The organism is Winogradskyella sp. (assembly GCF_013042245.1).
GTDB lineage: Bacteria > Bacteroidota > Bacteroidia > Flavobacteriales > Flavobacteriaceae > Winogradskyella.
The window spans coordinates 12,745-31,837 of record NZ_JABDQL010000069.1 but is presented as its reverse complement, the minus strand read 5'-3'; the positions used below and the strand labels follow the sequence as shown (position 1 = coordinate 31,837).

Below are 19,093 nucleotides of genomic sequence, written 5' to 3'. Positions count from 1 at the left end.
ATTTAATTATTATGATTTTAAATATTATTCCTTTAGTTGTAGGTCCTTGGCAATGGGTTATTATTGGATTAGCCATTATTCTATTGTTTGGTGGAAAGAAAATTCCTGAATTAATGAAAGGCTTGGGTAGTGGTATAAAAGAATTTAAAGACGCAAGTAAAGACAATTCTAAAGAAGAAAAAGAATAAAATTTCTTTTGATATAAAACAAAAAAGCCAACTCAATAAGTTGGCTTTTTTGTTTTATTGTTTTTAGATAAGTTATAAATTATTTAATCTTAATCGATTTTATAATCGCCTCAAGCTCAAAAACATACTCTCGCTTATCCAAAGATGGCGCGTAAACGTAACCTTCTGCTACTAAATACCTATTGTTAACCTTGTCTTCAATGGCATAATTTACAAAAGGCCCTGCCATATATGCGCCTTCGACCTCCCAAACGCCGCGAGTTTCAAAAGCTTTTTTATTGTCTATAATCGCTTCATAGATTGATGGTGAGTAAGCATCTTCTGTTTTCATGATAATGTCTTCTTCTCCGGGTATCCCTTCGGCAAGCATTTTATCACGCATGTTAACAATATCAATAACTGTGCTGTCATTTTTTCGTATAGAATCTAAAGGATAGCTATAGAACACCAAGTCCATCGTCATGCTGTTGGTTAAACTTTTTCTTACCCAGTAAAAATCGTCTTCACTTTTGGCAATTCTATATGCTGAAGGAATATCTATCGTAAAGCCTAAAGCGTTTTCCATAGCTTCATCTTTAAGTAAGGACTTATTAATGCGTCTCAGTTTTTCAAATACCTCACGCTTGGTAAAAGCATCAATAATTTTTGCAGAATTCTCAGTTATTTGATCTACAATATCTTGATCAGTTTTTCCCTTTACCACAACAACAGTTTGCGGCTTGGCATACACGTTTTCTTTGACAACAATACCTGTGCTATCCGTTTTTTCAAGCTTTAAAATAATTCTGCTTTTTGTTGCAAACCCACTAAAAACAGGTGTTGGTATTTGTTTTAACGAAAACATTGGCTCGTCCTGTGGTAAGCCTTTAGCTGGAGCTGCCAATGTGCGCCTAACAGCTTCACCAACCTTATCTTCCCAAAGGATATTATCAACAACTACAGAAATAGAATTAATATTTCCTGAAGATTCCGTCAGATAACGGACGTTATCTTTTTTGTCATTACAACTAAGTATTAATAGCAAACAAAAAAAGGATAGTAATCTTTTCATTTTTCTTAAATTTTGAATTGGTTTATTGGGACACCACAAGAGTCATTCCAATTTTTAGTTTATTACTCCTAATATCGTTCCAATCTTTTAAATTCTGAAGAGAAACACCAGAAAATTTTTGAGCAATACTCCAAAGAGAATCTCCAGACTTCACTTTATAAGTCTTTTTTCCAGCAGTACTCACCGCTTTTTTAGTCGATGATTTTGAGCTAGAAGAAGGCATTGCGGTTGGATTCCTTGGATAAATAGTGAGTCGTTGTCCGATTTTGAGATTATGACTCCGTAGACCATTCCAGCGTTTTATGCTGCTTACACGTACGCCATATTTACGAGCAATTTTACCTAAATAATCACCGCTACGTACCCGATACCTTACTTTTGTGTCATTTTCAAAAAATTGAGGCAAGGGTTTTTCGCGTTTATCAAACTCGGCTTTAGCAAAGGCATATATTTTATCTTCATTAGCCACAAAACTTCCAATTGCATATCGGGGCAAACGCAATGTATAATTTTTACCTTCAACAAGAGGAATAATGTCTAACTTATAGGATGGATTTAAGTACTGTAATTCTTCAATATTTACATCTGTAACTTCAGCGACTTGGTCTAAAGTAATCATCTGTTTTACACGAATAGTATCGGTCTCTATATACTGATGTTTTGGGCGCTCTGGCTTAAAACCGTGTTCGTGGGCATATTCAAAAATATACATGGTAGCTAAAAAAGCTGGTAAGTATCCTGCTGTTTCACGTGGGAGGTTTTGTCGTATGTTCCAATAATTAGTGTAACCTCCAGAACGACGAATGGCTTTGGACACATTTCCTGGTCCCGAATTATAAGATGCTAATGCCAAATCCCAATCGCCAAAAATCTTATACAATCTGGCTAAGTACTTTGCTGCGGCATCGGTGGATTTTATAGGATCGCGACGTTCGTCGACATAACTACTTACATTAAGCCCATACTCCTTTCCTGTACCAAACATAAATTGCCATAAACCCGTTGCACCAACTCGTGAACGTGCTCTTGGCTTTAAGGCAGACTCTACGATAGCGAGATATTTGACCTCAAGCGGAATATCTTCTTTGTCTAAGGCTTCTTCAAACATGGGGAAGTAAAAATGACTTAAGCCCATAAGGCGTTCCATAGAAGTCCTCCTGTTTTTTAAATAACGCTTTATAACACTTTCTAAAGATGGATTATATTCCACATTAAAAGGCGTTCTGGCATTTAAGCGTTCTAACCTTGCTTTTAAAGTGTCGGTGGATAATTCTGGATAGTCTACGGGTTTGTAGTCCAGCTCTTGTACAGATTTGTAAATCGTATCAAATAACGAATTACTGTACAATTCTTCGAGCCACTTTTTATCTAGCTTGGCTGCCATTTCATTATCTAAAAGTGAGTCTATTTTAGTCGAATCTACAACAGCAGTGATTTTTTTATCGTTTCCTGTTTGTCCATCAACTGTAGTGGGTCTGGTTGGCTTATAATACGTCTGCCCCTCAATAATGGTATCAACAACGTCTGTTTTTGCTTTTTTAAAATCTTTTTCGGTGACACGTTTTTTATTTATTTTAGAAATAGAATCCTGAGCAAAAAGACAAGCGCTAAAAAGCACAACTAAAGTAAATAAAAGATGATTTTTAAAACGCATAAATCTATAATTGTAACAATGCTAACGAAAAGCAGCGTTAAAATCGTGTTTTAATTCGAAAAATAATAGAAATCTATTCTAAAATAGCTGCAATCCCGGGCAATGTTTTTCCTTCTAAACTTTCCAACATTGCTCCACCGCCTGTACTGACATAGCTTACTTTATTTTCAAAACCAAATTGCTTTACTGCTGCTACAGAGTCACCACCTCCAACAAGTGAAAACGCACCATTTTTAGTAGCTTCTGCAATAGAGTTTCCTAACTCAATGGTTCCTTTGGCAAAGGTTTCCATTTCAAAAACACCTAAAGGCCCATTCCATAAAATGGTTTTGCACTGCATCACCACATCGTGAAAGTTTGCTTTAGATTTTGGTCCTGCATCTAGACCTTGCCAACCGTCTGGTATCATTGTAACATCCACAACTTGTGTTTCTGCATCGTTACTAAATGCATTAGCAGCCAACACATCTACAGGCAAGTGTATTTTTACATTTTTAGCCTCGGCTTGCTTTAGTATTTCTAGTGCCAATTTCATTTTATCGTCCTCACAAATAGAGTCTCCTATACTTCCGCCTTGGGCTTTAATAAAGGTAAAGGTCATTCCTCCGCCTATAATCAGATGGTCTACTTTATCAAGAATATTTTCTATAATGGTAATTTTTGAAGAGACTTTTGCACCACCAAGTACAGCAAGTACAGGTTTTTCTCCAGTTTTCAAGACTTTATCAATACTTTCTATTTCTTGAGCCAACAGATTTCCAAAACATTTGTTTTCAGGGAAAAACTCTGCGACTACAGTCGTTGAGGCGTGAGCGCGATGTGCTGTGCCAAAGGCATCGTTAACATAAATATCTCCTAGTTTTGAAAGCTTTTCTGCAAAAGCTTTATCTCCTGCTTTTTCTTCATCATGAAAACGTAAATTCTCAAGCAATAAGATTTCTCCTGGCTCTAAACTGCTTGCTAGCTCTTCAACCTCATCACCAATACAATCATTAGCAACTTTAACTTCAACACCAATAATATCCTCAACCGAACTTACGATATGACGTAAAGAAAATTCATCCTGAATACCTTTTGGACGCCCCAAATGAGACATCAAAACACAACTACCGCCATTTTCTAATATTTTGATTATAGTTGGTTTAGCAGATTGGATTCGCGTTGCATCAGTTACTTGGAAATTTTTATCCAAAGGCACATTAAAATCTACACGGATTAGGGCTTGTTTATCTTTAAAATTGAAGTCGTTTATTGTTTTCATCTTAAATATTTATGTCTCACAAATATAAGTCCATAATATATGTCTTACAAACACTAAATGTGTGCATTTTTGAAAAAGAAATACAATACTGAAATCTCTAAAAAGTAAAGTTTTGAAACGATAAAATATTGCATAGATTTGCTTATATGCAATTTTCAGAAATCTTAGGACAAAGTCATATAAAATCGCACTTAACCAAGAGCGCAGATGCAGGTCGTATTCCGCACGCGCAGTTATTTGTTGGCCCAGAAGGTTCGGGCACTTTACCAATGGCAATTGCTTATGCTCAATATGTATTGTGTAAGAATATAAACTCTGAAAATACAGATGGAAATCAAGCTTGCAACTTAAAGTTTAAAAACTTATCGCATCCTGATTTGCATTTTGCCTTTCCTGTAACTACGAATGATAAGATAAAACGTCATCCGGTTTCTAAACATTTTTTAGAAGAATGGCGGCAGTTGATTGCACAACAACCTTATGGTAATTTATTTGACTGGTACAAAATGCTTGGCGTAGATAATAAACAAGGCCAAATTGGTGTTGACGAAGCTCAAGATATTGTAAAGTCCTTGAGTTTAAAAGCTTACGAAGGTGGTTATAAAGTCATGCTAATTTGGATGGCAGAAAAGATGAATACTGCTGCATCAAACAAGCTTCTGAAGCTTATTGAAGAGCCACCAGAAAAGACCATATTTATACTAATTGCTGAAGATGAAGAACAAATTATTGGTACCATTCGTTCCCGTTGCCAAGTCTTAGGTTTTCCAAGATTACCAGAGGTTATAATTGCTGAAGCTTTGGTAAAAAAATATAATATTGAACAAGGTGTTGCCGATAAGATAGCCCAACAATCTAATGGAAATTTTAATAAAGCTTGTGATCTTATCTATCACGATAGTGAGGACATTGAGTTCGAAAAATGGTTTATCGCTTGGGTACGCTCTGCGTTTAAAGCTAAAGGTAATAAATCTGTTATTAGAGAACTTATTGCATGGTCTGAGGGTATTGCCAAAACAGGGCGGGAAACTCAAAAACAATTTTTACATTTCTGTATTAACTATTTTAGACAAGCCATGCTCCTCAATTATAAAGCTAATGAATTGGTGTATCTAGAACCAAAATCCGAAAGCTTTAAACTAGAAAAATTCGCACCTTTTGTTCACGATAGTAATATCATGGAGATTACAGAAGAATTGCAAAATGCTATTTATCATATTGAACGCAACGGAAATTCTAAAATAATCCTGACCGATTTATCTATTAAATTGACGAGGTTATTGCATAAAAAAAGCCAAGCAAAGGCTTGACTTTTAAATGTTTATGTTTTATTTCTTATTTTTCTTCTGTCGCTTCTTCTTCTTCTGCGTTATACTCAGCATTAAGAGCTTCAATAACAATTTTTGTAAGATCACTTGATTCTTGTCCATACATAACACTACCAGCTTCGTTTTTCCCTAAGATAAATGCATAGCCGTTTTTCTTGCCGTAATCTGTAACAAAAGCCTTAACCTTACTAACTACAGAGTCAATTTCTTTATTAAAACCTTGTTGAAGGACTTGTTGGTCTTGTTGAAATTGTTGCGTGAGCTGCTGGTTTCTCTGTCCAAGTTCGTTATACTTTTCTTGGGCTTTCTTTTGAGACATTTTGTTAGAAGCTAACTGAAAAGCTTTGACCTCAACCTGAAAATCTCTGTTAATACTATCCATTCTTTTAGTGAATGCTTCGTTACGTACTTTGTAACGTTCTTCAATATCCATTTTCATTTCGTATTTATCAATAACCTCTCCGTTATCTATAAAACTTATTTTCTGTTGTTGTTGGCAAGAAGAAAATAACACAACAATAGCTAGTACTCTAAATATGTTTTTCATAATTATTTTGAAATTAAATTTTGGCAAATGTATAAAAGTTAAGGAGTATATTTCACTTTTTATTTAGTATTGATATTATTTATCATAACAATTTTTAATATAATTTTTGTTAATTGAAAATGAACCGTTATTGTTTGCTTTAAATTAACGATAAAAAATTACCTTTCCATGGTATCTTTATATAAAAATGACGCTCTTAAAACGCTTTATTTTGCGTTTTGGTGCTTTTTAAAGATATAAATCAGAGAGGAATACTCTCCTGAACGCTTTGCTTTAAAATTAGAACTCAATCCAATCCAAAATGCCTTAATCGGATTCATAAAACCACGCTTGTATTTTTCTGAAAGTAAACTGACATAAAACGAATCAAAAATCATTGGTAGTGTTTTTTGAAAATCAAAACTAAAAGTTTCAACCAAATTTTTAATTCCATCTTGAGAGAAGTGCCACAAATGTCTCGGTACATCATAAGCTGCCCAAGACGATTTATAATACTTTGCGTCGTAACTTTTATAATTAGGTACAGCGATAACTAAATGTCCTTTTGGTTTTAATAAACGATTAAAAATTTCAATATGCTCCTCTAAATTAGGCAGGTGTTCTAAAACATGCCAAAGCGTTATAACATCAAAACTATTGGGTTCAAATTCTAATAGTTTTGAGGTATCAAAAACTGAATTATTAGTTTTTGTATTTGCAGTTTTACGAGCATCAGCGTTTGGCTCTATTCCTGAAACATTCCAATTATTTTCTTTTGCAATCTTTAAAAAATCGCCTGTTCCACACCCTACATCAAGTAGGTTTCTTTTATTAGATAAAAAAGAATTTATCAAGTTTAGTTTGCGTTTTAAAGCAATCTTTCTAATTAAATGATAGACTTGCTCCAAAAGATTTCTTTTGGTATCTGTATGAGAAATGTAGTCTTCACTTTTGTAATATTCTTGTAACTTCTCTGAATCTGGTTGCGGAAAAGTTTCGAGGATATCATTGTATTGATTGTAAACCAAATCAAATTCTTCTCCTGAAACGGAGTAATCTTTTAAGGTAATAAATGTTTGAGGTTTAACCATGGTTTTGAGTTGCTTCAAATCTAGATATTAATTTTAAAAATCTGGGGCTGTTGTCGCGTTGAATAAAAACTGGAACTAAATGTAAAATAGTATTTAGAATTAATAACCAAAACATATTATGGCTAGTCATAAAACAAAAAGCAATTCCTAAAAAATGAACAAATAAAAGTGCGTTGGCGAACTCTGCTTCTCGTGTATGCTTTTCTCTTTTTTTTAATCTTTCAATGTTTTTTAAAACCCTTCCATTAGATTTATCACTAATACGATTCCAACCCATAAATCTTAGAAACCATCTAAAAACATTCACGCCAAAGTAAGTGTAAACCTTTCCATTATTCTCGTAAGGTTTTATATTATAATAGCTACTGTCATATTTCAATTTTAACCAAGGCAATGTAATAGCATACCAAAACATGAGAACAAAATGTAGGTCAAAAGCAAACAAAAAACTGTTAACAGTAAATCGTTTTTCAACCTGTAAGAACCCATAGATAGCTAAAAAGGAAACCCAAAGGGTTGCAATTGGCCAAAGGGATGTTTTGATAAAATTATTCATTTTGAATTTAGTTGTTCCACGTGGAACATCAATAATCTATCTTCCCATGTAAACCAATAAAACTGAAATGTCTGCTGGTGAAACACCACTAATCCTTGAAGCCTGAGAAACCGTTACAGGTTGTATTTCATTTAATTTTCCTCGCGCCTCTAAACTCATGGATTGTAGTTTTGAATAATCGAAATTAGGAGGAATCTTCACATTTTCTAAACGCTGAAGCTTATCTGCGTTGTTCTTTTCCTTTTCGATATACCCCGCATATTTAACTTGTATTTCTGCCTGCTCCAATACTTCTGTGCCTAGATTATTTTCTAAAACATATCTGTTTACAGATTCTACTTTTCGCATGTCATCAATTGTAATATTTGGCCTAGCAAAGAGCTTAAACATTTTATCTTGTTGCTTCACTTTTGCGGAATTCTTCTCTTCTAAAACAGGGTTAATTTCGTCTGGCTTTACACTTGTATCTTTAAAAAACTGAACAAAATTATCTGACTTAGATTGCTTCTCTTCCATGCGCTTAAGACGTTTTTCGGAAGCTAAGCCGAGCTCATGTCCTTTTGGCGTTAACCTAAAATCTGCATTATCCTGTCTAAGTAAAGTTCTATATTCGGCTCTTGATGTAAACATGCGGTAAGGCTCTTCTGTTCCCTTTGTAATTAAGTCGTCTATTAAAACACCTATATACGCTTCATCTCTCCTTAAGGTAAATTCTTCTTGTTCTTGCACCTGAAGACTAGCGTTAATACCTGCCATCAAGCCCTGAGAAGCCGCTTCTTCATAACCTGTTGTGCCGTTAATTTGACCTGCAAAGAACAGTCCGTTGATTAGCTTAGTTTCTAAAGTGTGCTTTAATTGCGTCGGCGGAAAATAGTCGTATTCTATAGCGTAGCCTGGTCTGAAAAATTTTACATTCTCAAAACCAGCAACAGAACGTAAGGCTTTAAATTGCACATCTTCTGGAAGAGACGTTGAGAATCCATTAACATAGACTTCAACGGTATTCCAGCCTTCAGGTTCTACAAATAATTGGTGTCTGTCCTTATCAGCAAAACGGTTAATCTTATCTTCTATAGATGGGCAATATCGCGGGCCAACACTCTTGATTCTTCCATTAAACATTGGCGACCTGTCAAAACCTTCACGAAGTAAATCATGAACCTCTTGACTTGTATGTGTCATGTGGCAAGAACGTTGATTTTGAAGCGGCGTCGTAGTGTCTAAATATGAAAATTTATCAGGATTACTGTCGCCAGGCTGTTCAATCATTTTAGAAAAATCTAAAGACCGTCCATCAACTCTTGGCGGCGTCCCGGTCTTCATTCTTCCAGAGTCAAAGCCTAAATCAACAAGTTGTTCCGTAATTCCCGTAGCGGCTCTTTCACCTGCTCTACCACCACCAAAATTCTTTTCGCCTATATGTATTAAACCATTTAAAAAAGTACCGTTGGTTAAAACAACCGTCTTCGCTTTTATTTCAATTCCTAGAGATGTTTTTACACCTACTACTTTGCCTTTTTCAACTATAAGGCTAGACACCATTTCTTGATAAAAATCTAAATTCTTGGTCTTCTCTAAAAGCAAACGCCAATCTTCTGCAAAACGCATACGGTCACTTTGCACTCGTGGGCTCCACATAGCGGGACCTTTAGATTTGTTTAGCATCTTAAACTGAATTGCAGAAGTATCAGAAACAATTCCGCTATATCCTCCTAGCGCATCAATTTCTCTTACGATTTGCCCTTTTGCAATTCCACCCATAGCTGGATTGCAAGACATCTGTGCAATGTTCTGAAGATTCATTGTAATCAATAATGTTTGGCTTCCCATATTGGCAGCAGCAGCAGCAGCTTCACTACCCGCATGACCAGCGCCAACAACTATAACATCATAAACAGCATTAAACATATACTATATCTGTTAGTGTTCCACGTGGAACATTTTTAGGTTTAAATTTTTTAAGTTTGCAAATATACGCTGAAAATGTGATAATTATAACCGATGGCTTAGGTAGTAGTCTTCTTTTGAGCGCATGATTGTAGCGTCGCGATCGGACTTGTCTTTATAACCACAGTAATGTAAAACGCCGTGAGCCATAACTCTTAATAGCTCATCTAAAAAATCTACTTCATAATCTTTAGCGTTATCTCTAACCCTATCAACGGATATGTATATGTCTCCGTGTAGCTCTTTTCCTCCAGAATAATCGAAACTGATAATATCCGTAAACGTATCGTGATTGAGAAATTCAACGTTTATTTTATGAAGGTATTCATCAGAACAAAAGATGTAATTAATCTCGCCTTCCTTGTAATTTTCTTCTTCGATTAAGTTGGAAATCCAAGTGGCTGTTTGATCTTCAGAATTGAGCTTAAAATCGACCTCGTAGTTAAAACTAATCATTGGAGTTTTTAAAATAATCTTGGAGTTTCTTTTTGAATTGAGAACGTAAAGGTAAAGCTTGTCTGTTTAATATTTCTAGGGTATTAAAATAGTCTTTGGCTTTGATAATCTGACTTTTTGAATTGGTGTTATACTCTTTTCTATTCGTTTTAGATTCACGTTTTTCATCTTCACCTTGAGTAAAAGTAGCATTTTCCAATTTAAGTAATTGGTGTTGTAAATCCATCATTTTTTGGAGTGTTTGATTTGTAAATCCTTTATTAATTAAATCTAGCTCCACGTCTTCCATCTGCTTTATTAAATCACCTGCGTTGCCTTGACTACCCTCTTTGCCAATTTTATCTTGCAGGGCTTGCCTTAAGCGTTGCTGTTGCTGATATATCTTATAAAGCTCTCTGTTAAACTCTTCATTTCCGCCTTCTCCATAACCTTCTTTTTTATTATCTCCTTCATCGTTTGTTTCCTTACCGTTTTTGCCATTCTGTCCGTTTTTGCCTTCAGACCCTTTGCTTTCTTTTCCATTGTTACCCTGTTGTCCTTCTCCACCATTCTCTCCCTGCTCTCCTTCTTTACCCTTATTTCCTAGCTCCCCTTCTTTTCCTTCTTGTCCTGGCTTTTTTGCTTTTTCACCTTTTTCTCCTTCTTCGCCTTCTTTTTTACCTGGCTTTTCCCCTTCTTTAAGTTTCTCCATAGCCTCCTCCATCTTTTTATTGAGTTCTTCTTGACTCATTATAATATCTTGAAGTTGCATTTCTCCTTCGCCTCCTTGACCGGGCTCCATGTTCATAGACATTTCCATATTATCAAGGATGTTACTTAACATATCTGAAAGTGTATTTGTCGCGGTTATAGTGTATTGTTGTGATGAGACACCTTGATATATTCTATTTTCGGTAAGTTGTCCTAAGCTTTTATCGATATTAAAATACACATCAGTGATTTGAGCATTTATTTTTTCTGAGATCTTAGGGTTTCTCAAAGACAAAGCAAAAAGACTGTCGTCTACATGTTGAAAATGCTCTTTTAGATTACTTTGCTTTACAATGTATTTACCATATTGATTGTGATTAATGCCAATCTCATTAAATCGATTCATTAGACCTTCTTGATCAAAGGAAAACAAAATAAGATTGTCTAATATTTGACGTAACGTCTCAGCATCTTCTTCCATTTTATCTCCGCCACCACCGCCAGACATCATCGATTGCTTCATCATTTCAGACATCTGCTTCATTTTTTTAGCAGCAGCCTTTTGCTTGTTCTTTGCCTTTTGCATTTGCTGAGGCGTCATTGGCTTTTGTTCTTCTTTCTTCTCCACCGATTCTTTTTCCTTAGCTTTATTTTGCTCATCGCTATTGAGGTTTTCTTTGGCTTCTTTTTGATCTTCTTTTATACTTTCTTCAGTAAGTTTGTCTCGCTCTATATCTTCTGGTTTTCTGAGTTTGCGATTCTCACTCATCAAATCTTCTATCGATTTTTGAATATCCTTAAACTCTTTATTTAATTTTTCTTGGGCTTCTTTTGTGTTTTCTTTTAGGTCCTTTTCAGAAAGCTCTTCTTGTTTTTTTGAAATATCTTCGAGTTGCTTCTGTATTTTCTCTAGCTTTTTAGTAACGTAGAAGCGCTTTGTTAATTCTAACAATTGCTGCATGCTCCGCTTTTTATTTTTGTTTTGCTTAGCTAATTCTTCAAGCTTTTGACTAAATTCTTCCTTGTTTATCTTCTCTGTCATTTTTTCGAGCTCTTCAAGAAGTTTTTCGTCTTTCTTTAGCTGCTCTTCATTTTCTTTTAGACGCTCTTTTAGGTCTTGTTTAAATTCGTCTTTCTTTCCATCTTCTTTTTCTTTTTGAAACTCTTCTAAATTATCTTGAAGTTTTTTATTGAAGTTTTTCATCATCTCTTCTTGTTGCTTCTGACGTTTGAGAAAGTTTTCAAATTTCTTTTTATCATTGAAGCTTAATGCTTCCTTTTCTTTTTGGGTTTTAGATAATTCTTCAAGCTTTTTGTCTTGTTCTTTAAGCTTTTCAAACGTTTTACTTATGTTTTTAATCGTTTCGCTTTGTTCCTTGAGTTGCTTCGCTTCTTCTTCCTGTTTTGTTCGTTTTCGGTAACTAAACACAGTGCTTTTTATAGTCTTGAAATTATGTAAAGCATCATTATCAAAAACTTCAAAATATAACTCGTAAGCCACACCTTCTTCAATATTCAATTGGTCTGGGAATGCGCTAACAAACTCTGAAAAATTTGATTTTGATATAGTTATTAGCTCTATTTTTTTTTCAGACTCCTTTTCTAAAGGATAGTAGACCAATTGGAGTTTTCGTAATCCGTAATCGTCACTGGCTTGTCCGTAAAAATATAGGCTTTGTTGGTCTAAAGAATCCTTTTCAACCTTAATGTCTAACTCTGGGTAAGCATCTTTAACTACATTTATGGAAAAGGCTAAGCTTTCATAATCTACAAGGTTTGCATTACTAGTATTTATGCTATAACTAAAATTGTTATAAAGCCGTTTTGCAGCTTCAAAACTCCCCGTGTCTCCCTGTACAAAATTTAGGGTGTCTTTGGCGTAAATATTAACTTGAGACGTGGATTTTGTGTTAACTTTCCAGATTACTTTTGTGCCTTCGGGCATTGTAGCACTTCCTGTACTTTTTAATATTTCGTCTTTTTTATTGGTGTGGCTTGGATAATCTAAAACCATATCAAAACCTACCAATGTTGGCACATTGACCACGCTTAACTCGTAGTTTTTAGATAATACATCGTTGGCTTTTAGTGTAAAGATGGTATTTTCTTTTGGTTGACTAAACACATACTGAAATTCTCCAGCAGCATTCTCCTGTAGAAAATAGGTTTGGTCATTATAATCAATCTGAACTTGGTCCGGAATAACATTACCAACCGTTTTTACAATTAAGGTAAAGTCATTGTTTTCTATAGCCTGAAGCTTATCATTGACCACAAAAAACTGAAACGGTGCTGGTGGCTCATAAGCGGTTTGGTAATTAACGACTCGCTCGTAACCATCGCTAAACCAATTGATTTTACCAGTAACAAATGATAATAGTAAAATTATCACTGGTATTGCGGCATATCTTAAGTATTTGAGACTCGATTTAAAATTTATCGCTGTTTGAAAAGGAATTGGCTGTAATTCTGCAGATTTTTGCTCAATACTTGCCAATAATAAGTCTGACTGATGTTCGCTTTGATTAAGCTGAAGGACGTTCAATAATTTATCATCAACTTCAGGAAAGTGATTGCCTATTAATTTTGACGCGGTTTCAAAATCTATGCCTTTTCTAATATTGAATAACTTAGCAAGTGGAATGATGATAAACTTCGTAAACAAGGTAGCTTCAACCATGATAAACAACCAAAACAGTGCGGTTCTTAAAGTTGGACTTAACCATAAAAAGTATTCAACCAGTAGGGTAATCATAAAATACAACACACCAATGGCAAAAAACAAAATAGCTCCTTTTAGCAATTCGTTAGTGTAGAATTTCTTTATAAATTGCTGTATTTTGGCTTGTATGGTTTTAAAATTGCTCACAATCACTTCAATAACTTACTAAACTACAATTTTATTTTTATTACTATTTATTTAAATTTGATAAGTTTCTGTTAATTTAAGGCGTTTCGATGTTAATTAACATCTTTAGCAGAACTAAAAACCCCTATTGTGATGAAGGACCTTAAATATTTAGCTGCATTCCTCATTCCTATAACTGCCTTTTTGGCTGTTAATTTGCAAGGCTACTGGGCTTGGTTTACACCTGTTTTTGCCTTTGTTTGTATCCCTGTTTTAGAACTTATTTTTCCTGTTAGCACCGATAATTTTTCAGAAGAAGAGGTCGAAAGTAGATTAACACGTAAGGTTTTTGATTGGTTGTTATACCTCAACTTACCCGTCGTTTTTGGAATTCTTGGTTACGGATTATTTACCGTTTTAAATACAAGCCTAGAGACTTATGAATTCGTCGGTCTTGTTTTTTCTGTAGGAATTGTTTTGGGAGTTAATGGTATTAACGTAGCACACGAACTTGGCCACCGCCAAACTACAAAAGAACGTTTTATTGGCAAGGCTTTACTTCTGCCATCATATTACATGCACTTTTTTATTGAACATAATTACGGCCACCATTTGCATGCAGCAACTCCAGAAGACCCAGCAACAGCAAGGTATAACCAGTCTGTTTATTCTTTCTGGCTAACCTCAACAATTCGTCAATATTTTGGCGCTTGGTGCATTCAGAAAAAATTATTGAAGAATATTAATGACTCATTCTTCTCCTTAAATAATGACATGTTTTGGTACCTTACTCTTCAATTAGGGTATTTAACTCTTGTATTTGCTGTGTGTTCAATCACGGGATTATGGTTTGCGCTTCTTTCTGGTATTGTTGGCTTTGTTCTGCTTGAAACCGTTAATTATATTGAGCATTATGGTTTAATGAGGATGAAAACCAAAACTGGACGTTACGAGCGTATTAGAGAAATACACTCTTGGAACTCTAACCACGTTATCGGGCGCATTGTCTTGTACGAATTAACTCGCCATAGCGACCACCACTACAAGTCTTCAAAGAAATATCAAGTTTTAGACTGCCATGACAAGAGTCCACAGATGCCTTACGGATATCCAACCTCCATGGTCATTGCCTTGTTGCCGCCACTTTGGTTTAAAATTATGAATAAGCGTGTGCCAAAAGAGATGATACTAAGTTAACCTAAATTTAGGTTCTAGATATTTATACTTCAAACCATTGGTAAATTAACAATTGCGTCTGATTTTCTTACATTTACAAACTATTATTCAATCAATCAAATATGAAAACCTTTACTAAGTATATTTCTTGTTGTTTTTTAATTGTCTTTTTTTCTTGTGTCAACGAACCTGTAGATTTAAGTACACCAAATGGTGAAAACCCAACACCTATTCCTGTAAATTTTGAAGAAAATTTTGGTTCGCAAGTTACTGCTGACTTCTTTGGAAGAATTGTTGATGAAGACAAAATGCCTCTCGAAGGTGTATCAATCATAGTTGGTTCTACAACGACAACCACAGATGCATTTGGTGTTTTTTCTATTAAAGACGCTAATGCCTTTGAAAACTTTGCTTACATCACTGCAAGAAAAGCTGGCTATATAGACGGTTCTAGGAGTTTAGTACCGTCAATTACTGAAGTAAATCAAGTTGAAATCATGTTATTGAAAGAAGATATTACTGCAACTATTTCATCTGGTGTAATAGCTGAAGTCAATTTAGGAAATGGTGCCTCTGTTACTTTTGATGGTAACTTTCAGACAGCAAACGGCGCTGAGTATAATGGCGATGTTAAGGTTGTTCTAAAGCATTTAAATCCTGACGATAGTGATATGACAATGATGATGCCTGGAATGCTATATGCTCAAAATTTAAATGGAAACCCAGTAGCTCTAGAAACTTACGGTATGGTAGCGGTCGAGTTATTTTCAATTGGAGATGAATCGCTTCAGCTTGCTGATAATAGTACTGCGCAGATTAAAATCCCATTAGCAAATAACACTATAAATCCGCCTGCAATAATGCCATTATGGAATTTTGACGATGAAAAAGGCTATTGGATTGAAGAAGGTGAAGCGACTTTAGAGGGTAATTTTTACATTGGTAATGTTAGTCACTTTTCGTTTTGGAACTATGATTTTCCTTATCCAGCCGTAAACCTATGCATCACTTTACGTGATGTCAACGGAAGCCCTTTATCCTTCAATGATTTTTCTATTAAAATAAATAATGAAAGCACTACTGGGTCTGGTTACACAGACAAATCAGGTACTGATTGTGGTTTGGTGCCTAAAGATAAAGAATTGACTATTACTGTTTTTAATAATATTTGCCCTGAAGAAAATTTTACTACAACAATAGGTCCTTTTTCTTTCGATTTGAACACAACTGTTGTTGTAGATTGGATTAATGACATTAATTTTAATGGGGAATTTCTTAATTGTGATGGGGAAATTGTTCAAAATGGTTATTTACAACTCTCCTTAGGCGATAATGGTAATACTGAAATAATTTCTATACAAAACGGAATTATTGATTATAATTTCAATAATTGTGGAGATGAAACTAATTATTCTGTAGTATTCGTGGACTTGGAAAATAATCAAAGTTCGGAAATTATTACTGGTTTTATTAACGTTGATACTTCGATTATCGAATTAGGAACAATTACATCGTGTAATATCTTAACTGATAGCGATAATGACAGTATTCTTGATATCAATGAAGATGTGAATAACGATGGTAACCTTGAAAATGACGATACAGATAATGATGGTTTACCAAATTATCTAGACCCCGATGATGATGGAGACGGAGTCAACACCATAGGCGAAAACTACAATGGTGATAATGACCCAAGAAATGACGATACAGATGGTGATGGCACTATGGATTATTTAGATAATAATGACTTTAATCTTTCTGATTTAGATTTATTAGGAGACGGATGTAATCAAGTATTCTATTTATTAGAAGATTTATATCAGGCAGAAAACACATCATACTCATTTTTTGAAAGTATGGATGATGCATTATCAGAAAACAATGCTATGCAGATGACCTATCTTTTAAGCTTTGAAGATGCTGTTTTAAACCCCTCAATCACTGTAAGAGCAGAGAATAGTTTAAGTCAAAGAATTGGGTTTTCATCAATTACCTTATTTGTATCATCAGCCGATGATGATAACGACGGTTTAACGAATTGTGAAGAAATCACTGGCGTTGATGACCCAATCACTATTTTAATTACAGAAGGGGTTAGTAATCCTAACGACCCCAATGACCCAAACAATCAAGGTAATAATAATCCAAATACAGAAATAATATCCGCTTGTGATTTTGGCGGGTCTGGCATTGCTAACTTTGACTTAATTTCTATGGACTCTTTTTATTTAAATAGTCAAAGCGGGACAATTTCTTATCATATAACAGAAGCCGAAGCGGTATCAAACATTAATGCTTTATCTTCTCCTTATTCTTATTCATTTGGAGAACCAAATATCTTATCAGTAAGAGTTGAAGACACAAACGGAGATTTTACAATATCCTCTCTTGAGCTTCAACTAATAGAATCTCCTGCTGTTTTTTCAAATTTATCGATTACTGAATGTGATGGTAACTCGGATGGGTTTGCTGTTTTTAATCTAAATTCATTAAATGAACAGATTATTAATGATAACCTAATAATGGATGTTACTATAACATATCATTTAACTCAAGATGATGCTAGCAATAACAATAATCCAATACAAAACTCTAGTGCTTATCAAAATTTGAATAGTCCAGATACTGTATATGTAAGGGTTGAAAATTTGAGTGGATGTTACACGTCCGTTCCTATTCAACTAATTGTAGATTCTGGCTGTTAGGCAACACAAAATATAATTTCACCAAAGCCTCTTTAATTAAAGGAGCTTTTTTTGTGGGCTTCAATTATCAAACTATCTTTGCGCTTTAATTTATAGCTATGTCTAAAAACGTTCGTGTGCGCTTTGCACCAAGTCCAACAGGTCCTTTACATATTGGTGGTTTAAGAACCGCGCTATTCAACTATTTATTTGCTAAAAAACATGGTGGTGATTTTGTGCTACGTATAGAAGATACCGACCAAAACCGTTATGTCGAAGGTGCAGAAAACTATATTGTAGATGCATTAAACTGGTGTAATATTCCTTTTGATGAAGGACCAGGGAAAAATGAAAAATTTGGGCCATACAGACAAAGTGAACGTAAGCATTTATATAAACAATATGCTGACCAATTAATCGCAGAAGGTAAAGCCTATTATGCTTTTGATACAGCTGAAGCGTTAGATACGGAGCGAAAAAACCACGAATCCGAATGCAAAACCTTTATGTATAACTGGCATAATCGCGAAAAAGGACGTTTAGTAAACTCTTTGGTTTTAACTTCTGAAGAAACACTGGCTAAAATTAATGCTGGTGAAAATTATGTGGTTAGATTTAAGTCACCTCAAGACGAAACGCTTCATCTTAAAGATATTATTCGAGGAGATATTAAAATAGACACCAATGTTTTAGACGATAAAATTTTATTTAAAAGTGATGGTATGCCAACCTATCACCTAGCTAACATTGTAGATGACCATTTGATGGAAATTACTCATGTTATACGTGGTGAAGAATGGTTACCGTCTTTGGCTTTACATAAATTATTATACAATGCTTTTGGTTGGGAAGCCCCTGAATTTGCACATTTACCTTTAATTTTAAAACCAACTGGAAAAGGAAAATTAAGTAAACGTGATGGCGATAAATTAGGTTTTCCTGTTTTTCCTTTAGAATATACAGCTACAGACGGCACAGTGTCTCGAGGTTATAAAGAAGATGGTTATTTCCCTGAAGCCGTGGTTAACTTTTTGGCATTTTTAGGCTGGAACCCAGGAACTGAACAAGAGTTGTTTTCTCTTGAAAACTTGATTTCAGAGTTTGATTTAGAGCGTGTAAACAAAGCCGGAGCTCGTTTTGACCCAGACAAAACAAAATGGTTTAACCACCAATACATGCAACAACAGTTAGATTTGGATTTGGCTAAAAAATTTAAAGCAACTCGACCAGAACTAACAGAGATTGATGTCAACTATATTGCTTTAGTTGTTGGTTTAATAAAAGAGCGTGCAACGTTTGTACAAGACTTTTGGGATTTGAGTCACTACTTCTTCTCTGCTCCCACAAGTTATGACGACAAAGCTTCTAAAAAAGCACTAAAAGAAGGAACCGCCGAATTAATGCAAAAAACTATTGAAATTATTACGACTACAAAAGAGTTTACAATTCAAAACCTTCAAACTAATTTAAAAAGTTGGATCACTGATAACGAAATAGGCTTTGGGAAAGTGATGATGCCTTTACGATTAGCCCTTGTTGGTGCGCTCCAAGGTCCTGATGTGTTTGAAATTATGTTTATGATTGGGAAAAACGAAACTGTAAAACGAATTGATGATTTAATAAAGTCTATCTAG

14 protein-coding genes are annotated in these 19,093 nt (G+C 34.7%); 5 read left to right on the top strand and 9 right to left on the bottom strand.

Annotation, left to right across the window (positions count from 1 at the left end; genetic code table 11):
* The first annotated feature begins 11 nt into the window (after window positions 1-11).
* Window positions 12-188, top strand: coding sequence for a twin-arginine translocase TatA/TatE family subunit (locus HKP48_RS05670; protein WP_296343724.1), 177 nt, complete (start codon window positions 12-14; stop codon window positions 186-188).
* 79 nt (window positions 189-267) lie between these two features.
* Here the strand turns inward: HKP48_RS05670 and HKP48_RS05665 are convergent, their stop codons facing one another.
* From HKP48_RS05665 to HKP48_RS05655, 3 genes are all read right to left on the bottom strand, one after another.
* Window positions 268-1,239 (bottom strand): DUF4837 family protein, encoded by a 972-nt coding sequence (locus HKP48_RS05665; RefSeq protein ID WP_296343722.1) that lies wholly within the window; start codon window positions 1,237-1,239, stop codon window positions 268-270.
* Window positions 1,240-1,261: 22 nt separating this feature from the next.
* Window positions 1,262-2,893: a LysM peptidoglycan-binding domain-containing protein gene (locus HKP48_RS05660; protein WP_296343720.1), complete on the bottom strand. Its 1,632-nt coding sequence runs from the start codon at window positions 2,891-2,893 to the stop codon at window positions 1,262-1,264.
* Window positions 2,894-2,966: 73 nt separating this feature from the next.
* Window positions 2,967-4,154, bottom strand: a complete 1,188-nt coding sequence (locus tag HKP48_RS05655) for a phosphoglycerate kinase (RefSeq protein WP_296343718.1) — start codon at window positions 4,152-4,154, stop codon at window positions 2,967-2,969.
* 146 nt (window positions 4,155-4,300) lie between these two features.
* Here HKP48_RS05655 and HKP48_RS05650 point away from each other — a divergent pair, with 146 nt between their 5' ends.
* Window positions 4,301-5,464: a DNA polymerase III subunit delta' gene (locus HKP48_RS05650; RefSeq protein WP_296343717.1), complete on the top strand. Its 1,164-nt coding sequence runs from the start codon at window positions 4,301-4,303 to the stop codon at window positions 5,462-5,464.
* A gap of 25 nt (window positions 5,465-5,489) precedes the next feature.
* Here HKP48_RS05650 and HKP48_RS05645 read toward each other — a convergent pair whose 3' ends face one another.
* The 6 genes from HKP48_RS05645 to HKP48_RS05620 form a co-directional block, all read right to left on the bottom strand.
* Window positions 5,490-6,029 carry an OmpH family outer membrane protein gene (locus tag HKP48_RS05645; protein WP_296343715.1) on the bottom strand — a complete coding sequence of 180 codons (540 nt, stop codon included), beginning with the start codon at window positions 6,027-6,029 and terminating at the stop codon, window positions 5,490-5,492.
* A 206-nt stretch (window positions 6,030-6,235) separates the two neighbouring features.
* The gene (locus HKP48_RS05640; protein WP_296343712.1) at window positions 6,236-7,099 is read right to left on the bottom strand and encodes a class I SAM-dependent methyltransferase; all 864 of its coding nucleotides are present in this window, start codon (window positions 7,097-7,099) and stop codon (window positions 6,236-6,238) included.
* Complete coding sequence (locus tag HKP48_RS05635) at window positions 7,092-7,655, bottom strand: hypothetical protein (RefSeq protein WP_296343710.1); 564 nt, start codon at window positions 7,653-7,655, stop codon at window positions 7,092-7,094. Before HKP48_RS05635 ends, HKP48_RS05640 begins: the two co-directional genes overlap by 8 nt.
* A 36-nt stretch (window positions 7,656-7,691) precedes the next feature.
* Window positions 7,692-9,563 carry a tRNA uridine-5-carboxymethylaminomethyl(34) synthesis enzyme MnmG gene (mnmG, locus tag HKP48_RS05630; RefSeq protein ID WP_296343708.1) on the bottom strand — a complete coding sequence of 624 codons (1,872 nt, stop codon included), beginning with the start codon at window positions 9,561-9,563 and terminating at the stop codon, window positions 7,692-7,694.
* Between the two features lie 84 nt (window positions 9,564-9,647).
* Window positions 9,648-10,058: an rRNA maturation RNase YbeY gene (ybeY, locus tag HKP48_RS05625; protein WP_296343705.1), complete on the bottom strand. Its 411-nt coding sequence runs from the start codon at window positions 10,056-10,058 to the stop codon at window positions 9,648-9,650.
* On the bottom strand, window positions 10,051-13,617 hold the full coding sequence (locus HKP48_RS05620) for a DUF4175 family protein (protein ID WP_296343704.1): 3,567 nt from the start codon (window positions 13,615-13,617) through the stop codon (window positions 10,051-10,053). The genes ybeY and HKP48_RS05620 overlap by 8 nt, the downstream gene beginning before the upstream one ends.
* A gap of 132 nt (window positions 13,618-13,749) precedes the next feature.
* Between HKP48_RS05620 and HKP48_RS05615 the strand changes: the two genes are divergently transcribed.
* The 3 genes from HKP48_RS05615 to gltX all read left to right on the top strand — a co-directional run bounded on the left by HKP48_RS05615 (window position 13,750) and on the right by gltX (window position 19,093).
* On the top strand, window positions 13,750-14,793 hold the full coding sequence (locus HKP48_RS05615) for an alkane 1-monooxygenase (protein WP_296343702.1): 1,044 nt from the start codon (window positions 13,750-13,752) through the stop codon (window positions 14,791-14,793).
* A 101-nt stretch (window positions 14,794-14,894) separates the two neighbouring features.
* Window positions 14,895-17,480 carry a hypothetical protein gene (locus HKP48_RS05610; RefSeq protein WP_296343700.1) on the top strand — a complete coding sequence of 862 codons (2,586 nt, stop codon included), beginning with the start codon at window positions 14,895-14,897 and terminating at the stop codon, window positions 17,478-17,480.
* 98 nt (window positions 17,481-17,578) lie between these two features.
* Window positions 17,579-19,093, top strand: a complete 1,515-nt coding sequence (gene gltX / locus HKP48_RS05605; RefSeq protein WP_296343699.1) for a glutamate--tRNA ligase — start codon at window positions 17,579-17,581, stop codon at window positions 19,091-19,093.

Bases quoted from the DNA above. Each gene is read 5' to 3' on its own strand.
- HKP48_RS05665 (WP_296343722.1), bottom strand. From the start codon at position 1,239: ATGAAAAGATTACTATCCTTTTTTTGTTTGCTATTAATACTTAGTTGT.
- HKP48_RS05640 (WP_296343712.1), bottom strand. From the start codon at position 7,099: ATGGTTAAACCTCAAACATTTATTACCTTAAAAGATTACTCCGTTTCA.
- gltX (WP_296343699.1), top strand. From the start codon at position 17,579: ATGTCTAAAAACGTTCGTGTGCGCTTTGCACCAAGTCCAACAGGTCCT.
- HKP48_RS05615 (WP_296343702.1), top strand. From the start codon at position 13,750: ATGAAGGACCTTAAATATTTAGCTGCATTCCTCATTCCTATAACTGCC.
- HKP48_RS05645 (WP_296343715.1), bottom strand. From the start codon at position 6,029: ATGAAAAACATATTTAGAGTACTAGCTATTGTTGTGTTATTTTCTTCT.
- ybeY (WP_296343705.1), bottom strand. From the start codon at position 10,058: ATGATTAGTTTTAACTACGAGGTCGATTTTAAGCTCAATTCTGAAGAT.
- mnmG (WP_296343708.1), bottom strand. From the start codon at position 9,563: ATGTTTAATGCTGTTTATGATGTTATAGTTGTTGGCGCTGGTCATGCG.
- HKP48_RS05670 (WP_296343724.1), top strand. From the start codon at position 12: ATGATTTTAAATATTATTCCTTTAGTTGTAGGTCCTTGGCAATGGGTT.
- HKP48_RS05660 (WP_296343720.1), bottom strand. From the start codon at position 2,893: ATGCGTTTTAAAAATCATCTTTTATTTACTTTAGTTGTGCTTTTTAGC.
- HKP48_RS05610 (WP_296343700.1), top strand. From the start codon at position 14,895: ATGAAAACCTTTACTAAGTATATTTCTTGTTGTTTTTTAATTGTCTTT.
- HKP48_RS05655 (WP_296343718.1), bottom strand. From the start codon at position 4,154: ATGAAAACAATAAACGACTTCAATTTTAAAGATAAACAAGCCCTAATC.
- HKP48_RS05650 (WP_296343717.1), top strand. From the start codon at position 4,301: ATGCAATTTTCAGAAATCTTAGGACAAAGTCATATAAAATCGCACTTA.
- HKP48_RS05635 (WP_296343710.1), bottom strand. From the start codon at position 7,655: ATGAATAATTTTATCAAAACATCCCTTTGGCCAATTGCAACCCTTTGG.